13 protein-coding genes are annotated in these 16,958 nt (G+C 67.4%); 4 read left to right on the top strand and 9 right to left on the bottom strand.

All coding sequences use genetic code 11. From position 1 onward, the window contains the following. Positions 1-21: 21 nt before the first annotated feature. Positions 22-894 carry a 4-hydroxy-tetrahydrodipicolinate synthase gene (gene dapA / locus C5F46_RS00805; protein ID WP_107323451.1) on the top strand — a complete coding sequence of 291 codons (873 nt, stop codon included), beginning with the start codon at positions 22-24 and terminating at the stop codon, positions 892-894. Positions 895-949: 55 nt separating this feature from the next. Further along, positions 950-1,441, top strand: coding sequence for a CIA30 family protein (locus C5F46_RS00810; protein WP_201161454.1), 492 nt, complete (start codon positions 950-952; stop codon positions 1,439-1,441). Positions 1,442-1,447: 6 nt separating this feature from the next. Here the strand turns inward: C5F46_RS00810 and C5F46_RS00815 are convergent, their stop codons facing one another. The 8 genes from C5F46_RS00815 to C5F46_RS00850 all read right to left on the bottom strand — a co-directional run bounded on the left by C5F46_RS00815 (position 1,448) and on the right by C5F46_RS00850 (position 12,630). Then, positions 1,448-2,455, bottom strand: coding sequence for a DUF808 domain-containing protein (locus C5F46_RS00815; protein ID WP_107323452.1), 1,008 nt, complete (start codon positions 2,453-2,455; stop codon positions 1,448-1,450). Between the two features lie 120 nt (positions 2,456-2,575). After that, positions 2,576-3,712, bottom strand: a complete 1,137-nt coding sequence (locus C5F46_RS00820; RefSeq protein ID WP_201161455.1) for a PQQ-dependent sugar dehydrogenase — start codon at positions 3,710-3,712, stop codon at positions 2,576-2,578. Positions 3,713-3,794: 82 nt separating this feature from the next. Beyond that, positions 3,795-5,078 carry a GTPase HflX gene (gene hflX / locus C5F46_RS00825; protein ID WP_107323453.1) on the bottom strand — a complete coding sequence of 428 codons (1,284 nt, stop codon included), beginning with the start codon at positions 5,076-5,078 and terminating at the stop codon, positions 3,795-3,797. Beyond that, positions 5,075-5,308 (bottom strand): RNA chaperone Hfq, encoded by a 234-nt coding sequence (gene hfq, locus C5F46_RS00830; protein WP_107323454.1) that lies wholly within the window; start codon positions 5,306-5,308, stop codon positions 5,075-5,077. The genes hflX and hfq overlap by 4 nt, the downstream gene beginning before the upstream one ends. Positions 5,309-5,453: 145 nt before the next feature. Further along, complete coding sequence (locus tag C5F46_RS00835) at positions 5,454-6,974, bottom strand: TrkH family potassium uptake protein (protein WP_107323455.1); 1,521 nt, start codon at positions 6,972-6,974, stop codon at positions 5,454-5,456. Continuing rightward, entirely contained in the window at positions 6,974-8,350 is a 1,377-nt protein-coding gene (gene trkA, locus C5F46_RS00840; protein ID WP_107323492.1) for a Trk system potassium transporter TrkA, read from the bottom strand. The genes C5F46_RS00835 and trkA overlap by 1 nt, the downstream gene beginning before the upstream one ends. Before the next feature lie 106 nt (positions 8,351-8,456). Continuing rightward, positions 8,457-11,660, bottom strand: coding sequence for an efflux RND transporter permease subunit (locus tag C5F46_RS00845; RefSeq protein WP_107323456.1), 3,204 nt, complete (start codon positions 11,658-11,660; stop codon positions 8,457-8,459). Beyond that, positions 11,650-12,630 carry an efflux RND transporter periplasmic adaptor subunit gene (locus C5F46_RS00850; RefSeq protein ID WP_107323457.1) on the bottom strand — a complete coding sequence of 327 codons (981 nt, stop codon included), beginning with the start codon at positions 12,628-12,630 and terminating at the stop codon, positions 11,650-11,652. The genes C5F46_RS00845 and C5F46_RS00850 overlap by 11 nt, the downstream gene beginning before the upstream one ends. Positions 12,631-12,833: 203 nt before the next feature. Here C5F46_RS00850 and serS point away from each other — a divergent pair, with 203 nt between their 5' ends. Both serS and C5F46_RS00860 read left to right on the top strand, forming a co-directional pair. Beyond that, the gene (gene serS, locus C5F46_RS00855) at positions 12,834-14,126 is read left to right on the top strand and encodes a serine--tRNA ligase (protein WP_107323458.1); all 1,293 of its coding nucleotides are present in this window, start codon (positions 12,834-12,836) and stop codon (positions 14,124-14,126) included. Positions 14,127-14,335: 209 nt separating this feature from the next. Continuing rightward, a complete protein-coding gene (locus tag C5F46_RS00860) occupies positions 14,336-14,791 on the top strand; it encodes a hypothetical protein (protein WP_107323493.1) in 456 nt (151 codons plus the stop codon). Positions 14,792-14,856: 65 nt separating this feature from the next. Here the strand turns inward: C5F46_RS00860 and C5F46_RS00865 are convergent, their stop codons facing one another. Next, entirely contained in the window at positions 14,857-16,896 is a 2,040-nt protein-coding gene (locus C5F46_RS00865; RefSeq protein ID WP_107323459.1) for an elongation factor G, read from the bottom strand. Positions 16,897-16,958 lie beyond the last annotated feature (62 nt).

Raw genomic sequence — 16,958 nt, forward strand, 5'->3', positions numbered from 1 at the left:
GCCCACACACAGGAGCGTGTCATGTTCAAAGGGTCTTTCCCCGCACTGGTCACGCCGTTCAAGGACGGCGCGCTGGATCTGGACGCGCTCAAGAAGCTGGTCGAGTGGCACATCGACCAAGGCAGCCATGGGCTGGTGCCGGTGGGCACCACCGGCGAAAGCCCGACGCTGAGCCATGAGGAACATGGCCGCGTGATCGAAGAGGTGGTCAAGGCCGCCGCGGGCCGGGTGCCGGTGATCGCCGGGGCCGGTTCGAACGCGACCGAGGAAGGGATCGGGCTGATCCGCCACGCCGAGGCGGTGGGCGCCAATGCCGCGCTGGTGGTGACGCCCTATTACAACAAGCCCACACAGCGCGGGCTGGTGGCGCATTTCACCGCCCTGCACGATTGCTGCACGCTGCCAATCATCATCTACAACATTCCCGGCCGGTCGGTCGTGGACATGACGCCCGAGACCATGGGCGAGCTGGCACGGCTGCCGCGGATCGTGGGCGTCAAGGACGCCACCGGCAAGATCGAGCGCGTGAGCCAGCAGCGCGACACCTGCGGGCGGGATTTCATCCAGTTGTCGGGCGAGGATGCCACCGCACTCGGCTTCAACGCGCATGGCGGGGTGGGCTGCATCTCGGTCACCGCGAACGTGGCGCCAAAGCTGTGCGCCGAGTTCCAGGAGGCAACCCTGCGCGGCGATTATGCCACCGCGCTGGACTATCAAGACCGGCTGATGCCGCTGCACACCGCGATCTTTGTCGAGCCGGGGGTGGCCGGGGCCAAATATGCGCTGTCGCGGCTGGGCATGTGTTCGGAGGAGGTGCGGCTGCCGCTGACCCCGCTGCAAGACAGCACCAAGGCGCAGATCGACGCCGCCATGCGTCATGCCGGGCTGATCTGACGGGAAACACACCCGCGGCCCGGACCGGGCCGCGGCGACATCGGGAGGGGGCGGCGTGATCGACGATTTCAGCGGCCAGCCCGAAACACGCTGGCGGTTCTTTACCGACGGGGTGATGGGCGGCGTCTCGATCGGGGGCGTCAGCTTCGGGCGCGATGCGCAGGGCGCCTTTGCGCATATGACCGGCCGCGTCAGCACCCGCAACAACGGCGGTTTCATCCAGATCCAGACCGCGATCAGCCAGCAACCGCCCGCCAGGGCGCAGGGGCTGCGGCTGGTGGTGCGGGGCGACGGGCAGCGGTATTTCGTGCATCTGAAAACCTCTGCCACGGCGATGCCCTGGGATCATTACCGCGCAGGATTTGACACTGGCCCAGACTGTTCACCCGACTGGACCGAAGTGCGGCTGCCGTTCGCGGCCTTTGTGCGGTCGCGTCGCGGCCCGCAGCTTGACCCCCGAGCCGAGCGCTTGCTGACGCTGGGCCTTGTCGCCTACGGGCGCGATCATGACGCCGACATCGCCCTGCGCTCGGTGGGCTATTTCTAGCCCCCCTCACGCCGCCTTGCGGCGCCGGAACAGCCGCGCGATCGGGGCGAAGATCAGCGTCACCACCGGCACGATGACCAGCCCCAGCGCCAGCCCGAACACCCCATCGAGCGCTGCGGTCACGATCCAGCTTGTGACCCCGGCAGCCGCTGCGGGCACCGCCGCCGCGGCCAATACGGCCAGATCGTGAATCTGGTGACCGATCCAGCCCCAGCCAAAACCCTCAAGCCCGTGGATCACGATCGAGCCACCCACCCACAGCATCGCCGCCGTGCCAATGGCCGAGATTGCCCCCATGAACCCCGGCATCCCCCGCACGATCCCGCGCCCCAGCGCCCGCGTCAGCCTAAACCGCCCGGCCTGCGCCATCCGCAGGCCGATGTCATCGGCCTTTACCAGCACCGCCACCCCGCCATAGACCATCGCGGTGATGCCCACCGCGACCAGCGCCAGCACCACCCCTTCGATCCACAGATTGTCGGATTCGATGGCGGCCAGCGCGATGGTCATGATTTCGGAAGACAATATGAAATCGGTCTTGATCGCCCCCGCGACCCGGCTTTTTTCCAGATGCGCGGCATCCAGCGTTTCGGGATGGGGCGCGTGGTCATCATGCGGCCCCAGCAGGTGAAGGATCTTTTCCGCCCCCTCAAAGCACAGATAGCCCCCCCCGATCATCAAAAGCGGGGTCAGCGCCCAGGGCGCAAAGATGTTCAGCGCCATCGCTACCGGCAGGATCAGCACCAGCTTGTTGAACAGCGATCCGCGCGCGATCTTCCACACGATCGGCAATTCGCGCGCCGCCGGAAGTCCCTGCACATATTTCGGCGTCACCGCGGCGTCGTCGATGACGACCCCGGCCGATTTCGCGCCAGCCTTGGCCGCATCATCAATCACCGATCCGGCGACCTTGACCCCGACCTTGCCTGCCTGCGCCGCGATATCGTCCACCTGCACCGCAGCCAGCTTGGTCAGCGCCGCGATGTCATCCAGTAGCGCCAGAAGTCCGCTCATTCCGCCTGCCCCGCCCGTCTGCCCGTTTGTCCGTTTGCCCGTCTGGCCGTCTGGCCGTCTGGCGCGCAAGTTACGCCATGACCCGGAAATTGCAATCAGCGCCCGCCACCCCGCGCCGCCCTAGCCGCCCGCGGGCGTCAGCCGGATCAGGCGGCCCCGGGCATCATCCTCGATCAGCCAGACGGCGCCATCGGCGGCCACCGCCACATCGCGGATGCGCGCGCCCATCGGCCAGCGGTCAACCTCGCGTGCGCCATCTGGCGTGATCTCGACACGCACCAGCGCCTCGGCGCGCAGCCCGCCGATCAGCGCCGATCCCCACCAGCCGGGAAACAACGGTCCGTCGTAAAACGCCAGACCGGCGGGGGCGATCACCGGCGTCCAGTAGAGCACCGGCGGGGTAAACTCGGGTCGGGTGTCATGGTCGGGGATCGACAGGCCCGCGTAGGTGTCCCCGTTCGACACCTCGGGCCAGCCATAGTTCTGCCCCGGCGCGATCAGGTTCACCTCATCGCCACCACGCGGGCCCATCTCGTGCAGCCAAAGCCGGCCATCGGGGGCAAAGGCCAGCCCATAGGGATTGCGGTGACCCGTGGTCCAGGTCTGCGCCCGCACCCCGCCCGCCGCGGCTTGCGGGTTGTCGGGCGGCACCGTGCCATCGGGCAACAGGCGCAACACCTTGCCCAAGGGCGCGTCGGGGTTCTGGGCACCGTCGCCGCGCATCCGCTCGCCCACGCTCAGGAACAGATGCGCGCCATCGGGGGAAAAGGCGATGATCCCGCCGGGGTGGCCGCGGCGGCCCTGCGGACCCTGCCGCCAGATCGGCTGCGCATTCTCCAGCCGCGGCGCGCCGCCCGTCTCGACCAGACGCGCGCGCGCCAGCACAAGGCCCGCGCCGGTCCGGCCCGGCTCGGCATAGGTCAGGTAGATCAGACCGTCGGTCGCAAAGCGCGGCGAGACAGCCACATCCAGCAGCCCCAACTGGCCGTCGGCATCAACCTCGGGCAGCGGGCTCACCTCGCGCTTGTCGCCCTCGGGCGTGACCAGAAACAAACGCCCGCCGCGTTCGGTCACCAAAAGCCGCCCGTCGGGCAGAAAGGCTATGGCCCAGGGCGTGTCAAAGCTGGCAACCGGGGTGGCGGCAAAGGGCCGGTCGGGGCTGTCGGCGCTGGGCCCGGCATTGGTCTGGGCCAGAGCCGGGCACCCGCAAGCCAGCACCAGCGCAAGAACCGCCACCCGCCACATCGCATCAGCCATCATCCGCCCCCCGGTTCCGCCTGCCCCGTTCAGGATAGCGGCGGCGGGCGTAATGGAAACTCACGATCCCGCCAAGGGCGATTTACAACCCGCGATAATCCTGTTCCTGCCGGGCAGTCCAGCGCACAGTCAGCTCATGCCCGCCCTCGGCGGCGGTTTCGGTTTCCACCACCCCCGCCTGATGCAGCCAGGCGCGCTTGCGCCCCTCGGCAAAGGGAAGGTGCAGATGGGCCTCGTGCCGTTCCTCGCCCAGCCGCGCCTCGATCGCCTCCAGCAGCGCGGGCAACCCCTCGCCGGTCAGCGCCGACACGGCCTGCACGTCGCCGCGCCTTGCATCCTGCACCAGCAGCGCCGCGCGCAGGGCGGGGCCAAGACTGTCGATCTTGTTCCAGACCTCGATCAGCGCCACATCCTCGGCCACCCCCAGGCTTTCGAGGATCTCGCCCACGTCGACGGCCTGTTCCTCGGTCTCGGGGTGGCTGATGTCGCGCACATGCAGGATCAGGTCGGCCTCCAGCACCTCTTCCAGCGTGGCACGGAAGGCAGCCACCAGTTCGGTGGGCAGGTCAGAGATGAAGCCCACCGTATCCGACAAGATGACTTTGCGCCCCGAGGGCAGAACGACGCCGCGCATGGTCGGATCGAGCGTGGCAAAGAGCATGTCCTTGGCCAGCACCTCGGCCCCGGTCAGGCGGTTGAACAGCGTGGATTTGCCCGCGTTGGTATAGCCCACCAGGGCCACCACCGGAAACGGCACCCGGCGACGCGCGGCGCGGTGCAATTCGCGCGTTTTCACAACCTTGCCAAGCTGACGCCTGATGCGCACCACCTGATCGTCGATCGCGCGGCGGTCAGCCTCGATCTGCGTCTCGCCGGGGCCGCCGACAAAGCCAAAGCCGCCGCGCTGGCGTTCAAGATGGGTCCAGGCACGCACCAGCCGTGTGCGCTGATACGACAGCGCCGCCAGTTCGACCTGCAACACCCCCTCGCGGGTGCGGGCGCGGTCGGCGAAAATCTCAAGGATCAGGCCGGTCCGGTCCAGAAGCTTGACCCCCCACTCCTTTTCAAGGTTGCGCTGCTGCACCGGGCTGACCGGGCCATCGACCAGCACCAGGTCAACCTCGGCGGCCTCCATCCGGTCTTTCAACTCGGCCATCTTGCCGGTGCCGACCAGGTGCCCCGGATGCGGCCGGGCCAGGCGCACAACCTCGGCCCCCACCACCTCGATCGAGGGCAGCGCGGCAGCCAGTGACACCGCCTCGGCCAGCCCGAGCTCGGGCTGGCGGCGCCCCAAAGACCCCTTCAGGTCGGGATGCAGCACATAGGCGCGGGTCGGACGCGCGGCGGTCGGGCTGGGGGCGCTCAGTCTTCGCCCTCATACAGGCTGATCGGCTGACCCGGCATGATCGTGGAAATCGCATGTTTGTAGACCAGTTGCGATTGCCCGTCGCGGCGCAGCAATACGCAGAAATTGTCAAACCAGGTTATCACGCCCTGAAGTTTGACGCCGTTGATCAGAAAGATGGTGACCGGAACCTTGGTCTTGCGAACATGGTTCAGAAAAGCGTCTTGCAGGTTCTGTTTGTCGGCAGCCATTGGTGTTTTGCCTTATGTTCTTGTCGCGCGTCAGGTGCCGGGCGAAACCTGCCGGGCACGGCCAAGTATGCTTAAGATCGACAGAGTTTCCACCCCCTAAAATCAATCCCTTGCAGCATTGCCCTTGCCCTGGCCCGCGCGCGGATCATAGCCGCCAGAATTCCGGGTTCAGCAGCGCGATGATGGCCAGGGTTTCCAGCCGCCCCAGCACCATCGCCCCGGCCAGAACCGCCTTGGCGTCGCTTTCCAGCGCGGCCCAGGGCAAGGGCGCCAGCCCTGCCACCCCGGCCAGCGGCCCGGTGTTTGACAGCGCCGCGATCGACAGCACGGTAGCCTGTTCGAACCCCACCCCTGCCAGCGACACCCCCATCACCACCACCGCGATCGACATCGCAAACAGCATGAAAAAGATCCACGCCATATAGGCGCCCTCGCGCCGCAACCGCCGCGCCACCGGGCCGCCGCCGCCCAGCGACGAGGGATGGATCAGACGTTCCATTTCGCGCTGGCCCAGCATCAGCAGCGCATAGACCCGCAGCAGTTTGACCCCGCCGGCGGTGGTGGCGACCCCGCCCCCGGTGATCGCCAGCCCCGCCAGAATAAGACCCGGCGCCTCCAGCCCAGACCAGTTGCGCGCCTCGGTCCAGCCCGCAGATTCAAACCCCGTCGAGGTCAGGAACGAGGCCACCGTGAACACGCCCCCCCACAGCGAGGTCGCCAGCAACGCCAGATCTGGGCGACTGGAAACCTCAAGCGCGCCCAGCCAGTGGCGCAGGAACAACAGCGCAGGCACCACCAGCACCAGCCCGATGCCCAGTTGCAGTTCCGGGTCAGTCAGCAGCCGGTCCGAGGCGCGCAACTCGCCCCCGCCGGGCCAGAACCGGCGCGACAGCGCAGGCAAGAGGAACATCACGATCAGAACCTCGCCCAGAATCCCCGAGGGTGCCGCCCCCGGCCCGCCCACCGGCGAGATGCCCGAGGTGGAAAGCGTGGACATCGCGTGACACAAACCCACCAGCGCGGGATCGCCTGCGATCAGCAGCGCCACCCACAGCGCGAAGGTCAGCCCCGCATAGGCCGGAAAGATCACCCCCGCCGCCCGCAGGATGCGCGAACCGGGCAGCACTGCGCGCGCGCCGCCCACCGCCACCTCGGGCAGCGCACCACCTGCCGCGCCGCCGGAAAAGAACACCTCGAACCCGCCAAGCCGCATTGGCGCCAACACCGCCACCGCCATCACCAGAATAAAGAAACCGCCCAACCAGCCCACCGTGGCCCGCCACAGATGCAGGCTGGGCGCCAGCCGCGCCGGATCATAGAGCGAGGCACCCGTGGTGGTCATCGACGACACCATTTCCCACCAGGCGTTGAACAGCCCGGTATCGGGCACCGCCTCGTTGAACGGCACCGCCAGCATCAGCGGAAGCAGCGTAAAGGCCCCCAGCATCGTCAGCAACTGATCGCGCGCCAGATTGCTGGGCCGGTTTGCCATCGTGGCCAGCGCCAGCAGCACCGCCAGAATCAGAAACAGCGTGCCGCCGTAAAAGAACGGCCGCGCGATGGCGTGCTGATCGACCGCAAGCGCATGGGCCGCGGGCAAAAACATCGCGACCGCGCCCATCCCGATCAGGACGACAAACAGGGGTATGTCGGCCAGACCCCGCATCAGAAGAAGTCGATGGAGACCTGCAACAGCCGCTCCACCTCGGGGATGTCGGCGGCCAGTGCAAACAGCGCGATCACATCGCCCTCGTCGATCCGGGTGTCACCGGTGGGTTTCACGACCTTGCCCGCCTTCATCAAGGCGCCCACCAGCACCCCTTCGGGAAAGGCGATGTCGCGCACCAGTCGCCCGGTGATCGGCGAGGTGGACAGCACCTGCGCCTCGATCATCTCGGCCTCGGCGTCGCCGATGGAATAGATCGCCCGCACCCGGCCATGCCGGATATGGCGCAGGATCGACGACACCGTGGTGGCGCGCGGGTTGATGTAGGCGTCGATGTCCAGCGCGGCCATCATCGGCACCAGCGACGGATCGTTGACCAGCGCAATCGCCATCGGGCAGCCCGCCTGCTTGGCGCGCACGGCAACCAGAATGTTGGTCTTGTCGTCGTCGGTCACCGCCAGCACCGCATCGGCGCGGGCCACATCGGCCTCGTCCAGCAGTTCGCTGGCCATGCCGTCGCCATGCAGAACGATCGTGCGCTCCAGCGCATCGGCGGCAAATTCGGCCTGCGGGCGCGATTTCTCGATCACCTTGGCGCGGATGCGGTCGGTGCGCGCCTCCAGTGCGCGGGCCACGGAAAGGCCCACATTGCCGCCGCCCACGATCACCACGCGTTCCTGCTTTTTGGTGGCCTTGCCAAAGATTTCCAGCGTGCGCGCCACATCTTCGGTATGCGACATGACATAGATCTGATCGCCCGCAAACAGCTGATCGCCCGGATCGGGCGCAAACAGCCGCCCCTCGCGGCGCACCCCCACGACGATGGCGCGCAGGGTCGAAAACAGTTCGGTCAACTGCCGCAGCGGCGTTTCCAGAACCGGGCAATCCTCTTCCAGCGCCAGCCCCAAAAGCTGGGCCTGCCCCCCCATGAAGCTTTCGGTGTCAAAGGCCGAGGGCGCGGCCAGCCGTTGCAGCGCGGCCTCGGCCACCTCGCGTTCGGGGCTGATCACCACGTCGATGGGCAGGTGATCGCGGCGATAAAGGTCGGAATACAACTGCTCCATATAATCCTGCGCGCGCAGGCGGGCGATCTTGCGCGTCACGCCAAAGATCGAATGGGCCACCTGGCAGGTGACCATGTTGACCTCGTCGGAATGGGTGGCGGCGATGATCAGGTCACAGTCGCGCGCGCCCGCACGTTCCAGCACGCCTGGATATGAGGCAAAGCCCGCCACGCCGCGCACATCCAGCGTATCGGTGGCGCGGCGCACCAGTTCGGGGTTGTTGTCCACCACGGTGACATCGTTGCGCTCGCCCGAAAGGTGGCGGGCGATCTGCCAGCCGACCTGACCCGCGCCACAGATGATGACCTTCATGCCCGTCTCCGCCCCGTCCCTGCCCTTCTTCATAGGCCCGCCGCAACCTTGCGGTCAATCGGACCCGTGCGCGCCCCGGCCCCGGCCCACAGGCCGGGGCGGCGGTTCAGGTGCGAAACACCCGGTAGATCGCCGGGATCACCAGAACCGTCAGCAAGGTCGATGTCAGAAGGCCGAACAGAAGCGAGATCGCCAGCCCCTGAAAGATCGGGTCCGCCAGAATCACCGCCGCCCCGATCATCGCCGCAATCGCCGTCAGCAGGATCGGCTTGAACCGGATCGCCCCCGCCTCCAGCAGGATATCGACCTTGGTCTTGCCGGTCGGGTCGGCATGGCGGATGAAATCGACCAGCAGGATCGAGTTGCGCACGATGATCCCCGCCAACGCGATGAAACCGATCATCGAGGTGGCCGAGAACGGCGCCGAGAACAGCCAGTGCCCACCCATGATGCCCAGAAATGTCAGCGGCACCGGGGTCAGGATCACAAGCGGCAGCTTGAAACTGCCGAATTGCGCCACCACAAGGATATAAATCCCCAGAAGCGCCACCCCGAAGGCTCCGCCCATGTCGCGGAAGGTGACCCATGTCACCTCCCATTCGCCGTCCCACAGCAGCGTCACGGCGCTGTCGTCCTCGGGCTGGCCATGCAGGCTGATGGCGGGCTTTTGCCCCTCGGGCCAGTCCATCGCATCCAGCGCCTGCTGCACCGCCAGCATCCCGTAAAGCGGCGCCTCGAAGGTGCCCGCCAGATCGGCGGTGACCATTTCGGCCGGGCGGCCGTTGTGGCGAAAGACCGGAAAGCTGGCGCGTTCCTCGGTGATCGTCACCACATCGCCCAGTTCGACCACGCCACGCGCGCCGGGCAACAGGTTGGCCGGAATCGGGGTCGAGAGCGCAGCCTCGTCCATCACCTGCGCGCCCTTTTCCCGCTCCACCCGGATCGGGATCGGGTGGCGCCCCGCGCCGCGGTGGGAATAGCCCACCGTGGTTCCGCCGTTCAGAATGGCCAAGGTGTCGAAGACATCGCCCTCCTGCACCTCGAAGAATTCAAGGTCGTCGGCGTTGACGGTGGCGCGCAGCCGCCGCGCCTGGGTGCCGAAGCTGTCATCGACATCGACGATGAACGGAACCCCCTCGAAGGCCTGCCGCACCTTGGCTGCCACCGCGCGCCGGGTTTCGGGATCGGGGCCATAGACCTCTGCCAGAAGCGTGGACAGAACCGGCGGCCCCGGCGGGGTTTCGACGGTTTTCAGCACCGTGCCGGAAGGCAGATCAAGCGCCGCCAGCCGCTCGCGGATTTCCAGCGCGATGTCGTGGCTTGACCGCGCGCGGGCGTCCTTGGGCGCCAGATTGACCTGCACATCGCCCTGTTCGGGGGCGGCGCGCAGATAATAGTGGCGCACGAGGCCGTTGAAGTTGAACGGCGCCGCCGCCCCGGCATGGGTCTGGGCCGACACCACCTCGGGCAGTTTCGTCACCTCGGCCGCCACCGCCTGCGCCACCGCATCGGTGGCCTCGGTGCTGGCGCCCTCGGGCAGGTCGATCACCACCTGCAATTCGGATTTGTTGTCAAAGGGCAGCAGCTTGACCGTGACATCCTTGGTATAGAGCAACCCCAGCGAACCGAAAGACAGCACCACCGTCACCAGCAAGAACGCCAGCGCCCGCCCCTTGGAGGCCAGGATCGGCCGCGCCACGCGGGTATAAAGCCGCCCCAGCCGCCCGCCGTGGTCGCCCTCGGCATGGTGCAGCGGCGCGCGGCCCGCGATCTTGACCATCAGCCAGGGCGTGATGATCACTGCCACAAAGAAGGAAAAGATCATCGCCGCACTGGCATTGGCCGGGATCGGCGACATGTAGGGGCCCATAAGCCCCGACACGAACAGCATCGGCAACAGCGCCGCCACCACCGTCAGCGTGGCGACGATGGTGGGGTTGCCCACCTCGGCCACCGCTGCGATGGCCTTTTGCACACGGCTGCCCTCGCCCTTCATGCCCCAGTGGCGGGCGATGTTCTCGATCACCACGATGGCATCATCGACCAGAATCCCGATCGAGAAGATCAGCGCGAACAGGCTGATCCGGTTCAGCGTATAGCCCATGACCCAGGCCGCAAACAGCGTCAGCAGGATCGTGACCGGAATCACGATGGCCACCACAAGGCTTTCGCGCCAGCCGATCGCAAAGAACACCAGCGCAATGATCGACAGCGTGGCAAGGCCCAGGTGAAACAGCAGTTCATTGGCCTTTTCATTGGCGGTTTCGCCGTAATCGCGGGTGATCAGCACCGTGACCGTCTCGGGGATCAGGTCGCCCTTCAGCGCCTCCACCCGGTGATGGATCGCCTCGCCCACGACCACCGCATTGGCGCCCGCGCGCTTGGCCACGGCCAGCGTCACCGCGGGCGCGCGGGTCAGCACGCCGCTGGCATCGCGGGTGACATTGGCCACGAGATGATCCGACGTATCCTCGACAAAGCTGACATCGGCCACATCGGCCACATGCACCGGGCGGCCATCGCGCGCGGTCAGAATCAGCCCCGCGATCTCGGCGGGCGCAACCAGCGTGGTGCCCGCCACAAAGTCGATTTCCTGCCCGCCATCGCGCAGCCGCCCGGTGGAAAAGGCGCGGTTGGCCTGTTCCACCTTGTAGGCCAGTTGTTGCAGCGTGATGCCATAAAGCGCCAGCCGCTCGGGGTCGGGGGCAATGCGGATCGCCTCGGGCGCCTCGCCGACCAGATAGGTCAGGCCGACCTCGTCGATCTTGGTGATCTCGGAGCGCAATTCGCGCGCGATCCGCGTCAGGTCATTGGCCGAAACCGCCTGCCCCGCCCGGCCGGTCAGCGTCAGCGACAGGATCGCCACATCGTCGATGCCGCGCCCCACCACCAGCGGCTCGGGGATGCCCAGCGGGATCCGGTCCAGGTTGGCGCGGACCTTTTCGTGCACCCGCAGGATCGCCGCATCCGAGGGCGTGCCCACCTCGAACCGTGCCATCACCAGCGCGTGGTCGTCGAAGGTCTGCGAATAGACGTGATCGACGCCGTTGATGCCCTTGACGATGCTTTCCATCGGTTCGGTCACCAGTTTCACGGCATCCTCGGCCTTAAGACCCGGCGCCTGAATGTGGATATCCACCATCGGCACGGAAATCTGCGGCTCTTCCTCACGCGGCAGGCTGATCAGCGCCATCAGGCCCACCGCCAGCGCCGCCATCACAATCAGCGGCGTCAGCGCCGAGCCGATGAACGACTGCGTCAGCCAGCCCGCCAGCCCCAGACGCGGGGTGCCCTTGGGATCAGCGCTCATCGGTGATCACCACATCGCCAGCGACAAGGCCGGTGACGATCTCGACCATGTCGGCGCCCTCGATCAGATGGTGGCTGCCCGGCACCACGGCCCGGTCAAGCCGGGCGCCGCCCGCCTCGACCACAACAAAATCCAGCCCCGCGCGGGTGTGCAGCGCGCCAGCAGGCACCGCAATCACCTGCCTCTGCCCCATCGGCAGCCGCACCAGCACGCGGGCATCGACAAAGGCCGCATCCAGCGCCTCGACCTCGACATCGGCCACGACGCGGCCATTCTCGATCAGCGGATAGACCTTGACCAGCCGCCCCTGGGTCAGGCCTGCGGCGGTTTCGATTCCGATCGCGTCCCCCTCGCGCAGGGTGGCCGCGTGGCGTTCGGGCACCGCGAGGCGCAAGAAGAACCCGCCGCCGCCCAGCGTCGCCACCACCTCGCCCGGCATCACCACCGCGCCCTTGGCCACCGGCACCTCCAGCACCCGGCCCGCGATCGGGGCCAGCACCGTGCCTTCGGCAGCCTGCTGTTCGACAACCTGCCGTTCGGCCTGTTGCGCGGCGATCTGGTTTGTCAGCACATCGACCTGGGTGCGCAGCGCATCCAGCCGCTGCGCGGTGGAAACGCCGCGGGCCAGCAATTCCTCGCCGCGCGCCAGTTCCGCCTGCGCATTGGCCAGTTGCGAGCCCAGCGCCTGCAACTGCGCATCAATCGCGCCCAGTTGGAACACCAGCTTTTCATCCACGATCCGGCCCAGCGGCTGGCCCGCAGTCACCGTCTCGCCCTCGGCGACCGTCAGGTCAACCAACGTGCCCCCCAGCCGGGCCCGGGCGGGGATGCGATCCTTTGCCTCGACCCGGCCATAGACCGCCTTCCAGTCGGTTACGGCCACCGGCACAACGGGAAACGGCGCCTCGGCGCGGGCGGCGGGCGGCAGCAGCAGCGCCACCAGCGCAAGGGTCAGGATCAGGGGCTTCATCGGCTGTGTCCTTTCGTCGGGTCGGGCGGGGCGGGGCGGGAAAGCGGGGCTGGAATTATATTCCGATTATTGAATGTGAGGTGATATAGCGCAACCCCAGTCTACCGCAAGGCTGCACGGCAGGGCCAGAGCCTTGGCGGGGCGCGGGTCTTTCGCGGCGCGCGGCAATGGGGTAAACCCGGGGCAACGAAACGAGGTCCGCCATGCACGACATCCGCGCCATCCGCGAAAATCCCGCCGCCTTCGACGCAGCCCTTGCCCGGCGCGCTGTGGCCCCTGTCTCGGCGCAGATCCTTGCGCTGGACGAGGACCGGCGGTCAAAGATCAACGCCGCCGAAACCGCGCAGGCCGACCAGAACCGTGCCAGCAAAGAGGTGGGCGCCGCCAAGGCCCGCGGCGACGAGGCCGAGTTTGCGCGTCTGCGCGCACTGGTGGCCGACAAGAAGGCCGAAGTCGCACGGCTGATGGCAGAGGCCGGGGCCGAGGATGCCGCGCTGCGCGATCTGCTGATGACAATCCCGAACCTGCCCAGCGCCGACGCCCCCGATGGCGCGGACGAGACCGGCAATGTGGAACTCAAACGCTGGGGCACCCCGCGCGCCTTTGCCTTTGCCCCGCGCGAGCATTACCAGCTGCCCGCCGTGCAGGGGGGGATGGATTTCGCCACCGCTGCAAAACTGTCGGGCGCGCGCTTTGTAGTGCTGTCGGGCGCGGTGGCGCGGGTGCAGCGCGCCCTGGCGCAATACATGCTGGATCTGCACATCGACCGGCACGGCCTGACCGAAACCTGGACCCCGGTTCTGGTGCGCCCCGAAATGATGTTCGGCACCGGCCAGTTGCCGAAATTCGGCGAGGACAGTTATCAAACCACTGATGGCTGGTGGCTGGTGCCCACCGCCGAGGTGACGCTGACCAATACCGTCAACGGCGAAACGGTCGACGAGGCGACCCTGCCCCGCCGTCTGGTCGCGCATACCCAGTGCTTCCGCTCCGAGGCGGGCAGCGCCGGGCGCGATACGGCGGGGATGTTGCGCCAGCACCAGTTTGAAAAGGTCGAGATGGTGTCGATCACCCGCCCCGAAGATTCGGTCGCCGAACACGAACGCATGACCCAATGCGCCGAAGCGGTGCTGGAGGGGCTGGACCTGCCCTATCGGCGGATCGTGCTGTGCACCGGCGACATGGGCTTTGGCGCGGTCAAGACGCATGATCTGGAGGTGTGGTTGCCGGGGCAGAACACCTACCGAGAGATTTCGTCGGTGTCGAACTGCGGCGATTTTCAGGCCCGGCGGATGAATGCGCGCTACCGGCCTGCGGGCGGCGGCAAGCCCGACTTTGTGCATACTCTGAACGGATCGGGCCTTGCGGTGGGGCGCTGCCTGATCGCGGTGCTGGAAAACGGGCAAGAGGCTGACGGCTCGGTCACGCTGCCTGCGGCGCTGCACCCCTATCTGGGTGGCAAGACCCGGCTTTCTGCCGAGGGCGCGCTGGTCTGAGACGGGCGGGCGCCCGGCGGGCATCGGGCAACCTTGCGTCGCAATGATCCCGCGCCGCCGTGCGGCCTGCAAGGCTTGGTCGGAAGGGGGCGCAAACCCTGCCATCGCGCCACTGTCGCGGCTTGCAAAGCCCTGCGATGCCGGATAGCGAAACTACGCCGGGGCGACCTGTTCGCACCCGGCGCCCCATGAACCCGAAAGCGACTGCCGTGACCCTGCGCGCCCTTCTTGCCCTTGCCGTTCTGTTCCCCGTTGCCGCCTGCGGGGGCGGTGGCGACATGCGCCTGTATCCGACGCAGGGGCCTATCGCCGATGCCGACCCCTCGCGCGTGATCGCAGTGTCGGTGGATAAGGACACCGACACATCGGGCATGATCAAGTTCCGCCTGCCCAAGCCCGAAAAGGCCCGCTGCAAGGGCACATGGACCTCGGTCGCACCCAAAATCATCTCGCGCGAGCGCGGGCTATCGCTGTCACTGCGCAACCCCGGCGGCGAGATGAACCGCTCCACCGAGGATGTGGGCGGCGTCAATTCGGGCGAAATCTATGCGGTGTGCAACAACGGCGCACGGGTACAGGGCAATTTCATCATGGGGTCCGGCACCGAAAGCGGCACCGGCACCGCAACCGACACCCTGGGCAACAGCTACAAGCTGTTGTTCTGACAGGTCGTTTGGCGCCTTGGGCGGCGGCGCACCTCCGCCGCCCGGCGCGCGACACGCTGGCGGGCCTACCCGGCAAGGGTGGCGCGGCGCTCGGCCAGAATGCGCTCTGCCTCCTTGCCCGAAATCTCCTGCAGGCTGTCGAAGGCGGTCGCAAAGGTGCCCACGCCCAGACTTTGCGAGCGCAGATCGACGATCAGATCGACCGTCTCAGCCTCGGGCATCAGCGCCATCACCTCGTCCCATCCGGGCCATCCGGGTTTTGCGTCAAAGCCCAGCAACTGCCCCCGCCGCCCGGTGACGATGCGCTGCACCCGTGGCGTGAATTCGGACGGGGCCGAGATCGTGACGCGCAGGATCGGCTCCAGCAGGACAGGACCACACCCCGGCAGCGCCTCGGCCATGGCCTTGGCCGCCGCCTTCTGAAAGGCCATGTCGGAACTGTCCACGCTGTGAAAGCTGCCATCTGTCAGCGCCACGGCGACATCGACGACCGGAAACCCCAGCGGGCCACGGGCCAGCGCCGCCTGCACGCCCTTTTCCACCGCCGGGATATATTGCCGCGGCACCGCGCCGCCGCTGATCCGGTCCTCAAAGCTGAACCCCGCCCCGCGCGGCTGCGGCCAGATTTCCAGATGGACATCGGCAAACTCGCCATGCCCGCCTGATTGTTTCTTGTGCCGCGAATGCTGCGCTGCGGGCCGGGTAATTGTTTCCCTGAAGGCCACAGTCGGGCGGGCCTGCACCACCGCCAGCCCGTAATCGCTTTTCAACCGCGCCAGCACGATCTGCAATTGCACCTCGCCCTGACCTGACAGCACCATCTCGCCGGTCTCGACGCGGTGGGCGGCGTGAAGCGACGGGTCCTCTTCGGCCAGGCGTGCCAGCGCCGCGGCCAGCTTCACCTCGTCGGCCTGCCGCTCGGCGCGGATCGCCAAAGCATAAAGCGGCGCCGGGGGCGCGGGCCAGTCGGGCGCGGTCGTGCCGGTTTCAGCCAGCAGGTCGCCGGTGGCGGCATTGGCCATCCGGCCCAGCACCACCACCTCGCCCGCCACGGCTGCGCCCCTCGGGCTGGCCCTGCGGCCGATCAGCGTGGCGAGGCTGCCGACCCGGTCGCGGCCCAGCACCATGCCCTCGCGCACCTCACCCGACCAGATGCGGGCGATCGACATCTTGCCCGACTGTCCCGCGTAAAGCGTCTTGAACACCTGCGCCACGGTGCCGCCCGCAGCACCCGGCCCCGCCGCGACCCCCAGCCGCCGCGCCGTGGCCGCCACCCCCGGCGCCTCGTGCCGCAGCGCCTTGAGCAGCCGACGGATGCCGTTTTCATTTTCGGCCGAGCCAAAAAACACCGGAACGATCAGGTCAAGTTGCAGGTCATTGGTCAGGTTACGATAGATTTCGTCGGTCGAGGGCACCACGTCATCCAGCAGTTCGGTCATCAGCGCGTCGTCGAAATCGGCCAGCGCCTCAAGCATCTGGCCTCGTGCCTGCGTTTCGGCGTCGCGCAGCCGTTCGGGCAGGCTGACCAGATCGGACGGCTTGTGCGGGGTCCAGCGCCACGCCCGCTCGCTGACCAGATCGACCATGCCGGTGATCTGCCCGGCCTCGTTGCGGATCGGGATTTCGCGCAGCACCAGCGGGCGGCCCGATACCGCCTGCAACGCCTCGAAGGTGGCGCGCACCGACGCCTCGGGCAGGTCCATCTTGTTGATGTACAGCAGGTGCGGAATGTCGCGGTCGTCCAGAAACCGCAAGATCGGCGACAGGGTGACGGCGCGGTCGGGCAGCGGTTCGGACACGACCACCACGATATCGGCCACCATCATGGCCGCGCGCGCCTCTTGGGTCAGCTCGACCGAGCCGGGGCAGTCAATCACCGCCCACGGCTCGCCCAGATAGTCGAAACTGGCCACCGACATCTCGGTGCTCATCGCACGCGCCCGCGCCTCGGGGGCGCTGTCGCCCACAGTGCTGCCCTCCTTGACCACGCCGCGGCGGTCGATCGCGCCCGCCGCAAACAGCAGGTCTTCGAACAAGGTGGTCTTGCCGCAGGTGTAAGGCCCGACCAGAACGGCGCAGCGCGGGCCGGAAGTGGTGTCGCTCATCCTCGTTTCCCTTCGCACAAGCCCGGCAGGAACGGAGCCGCCGGGCGGTTGCAGATCGCATC

This window comes from Phaeovulum veldkampii DSM 11550 (assembly GCF_003034995.1).
In the GTDB taxonomy this organism is placed as follows: Bacteria; Pseudomonadota; Alphaproteobacteria; order Rhodobacterales; family Rhodobacteraceae; genus Phaeovulum; species Phaeovulum veldkampii.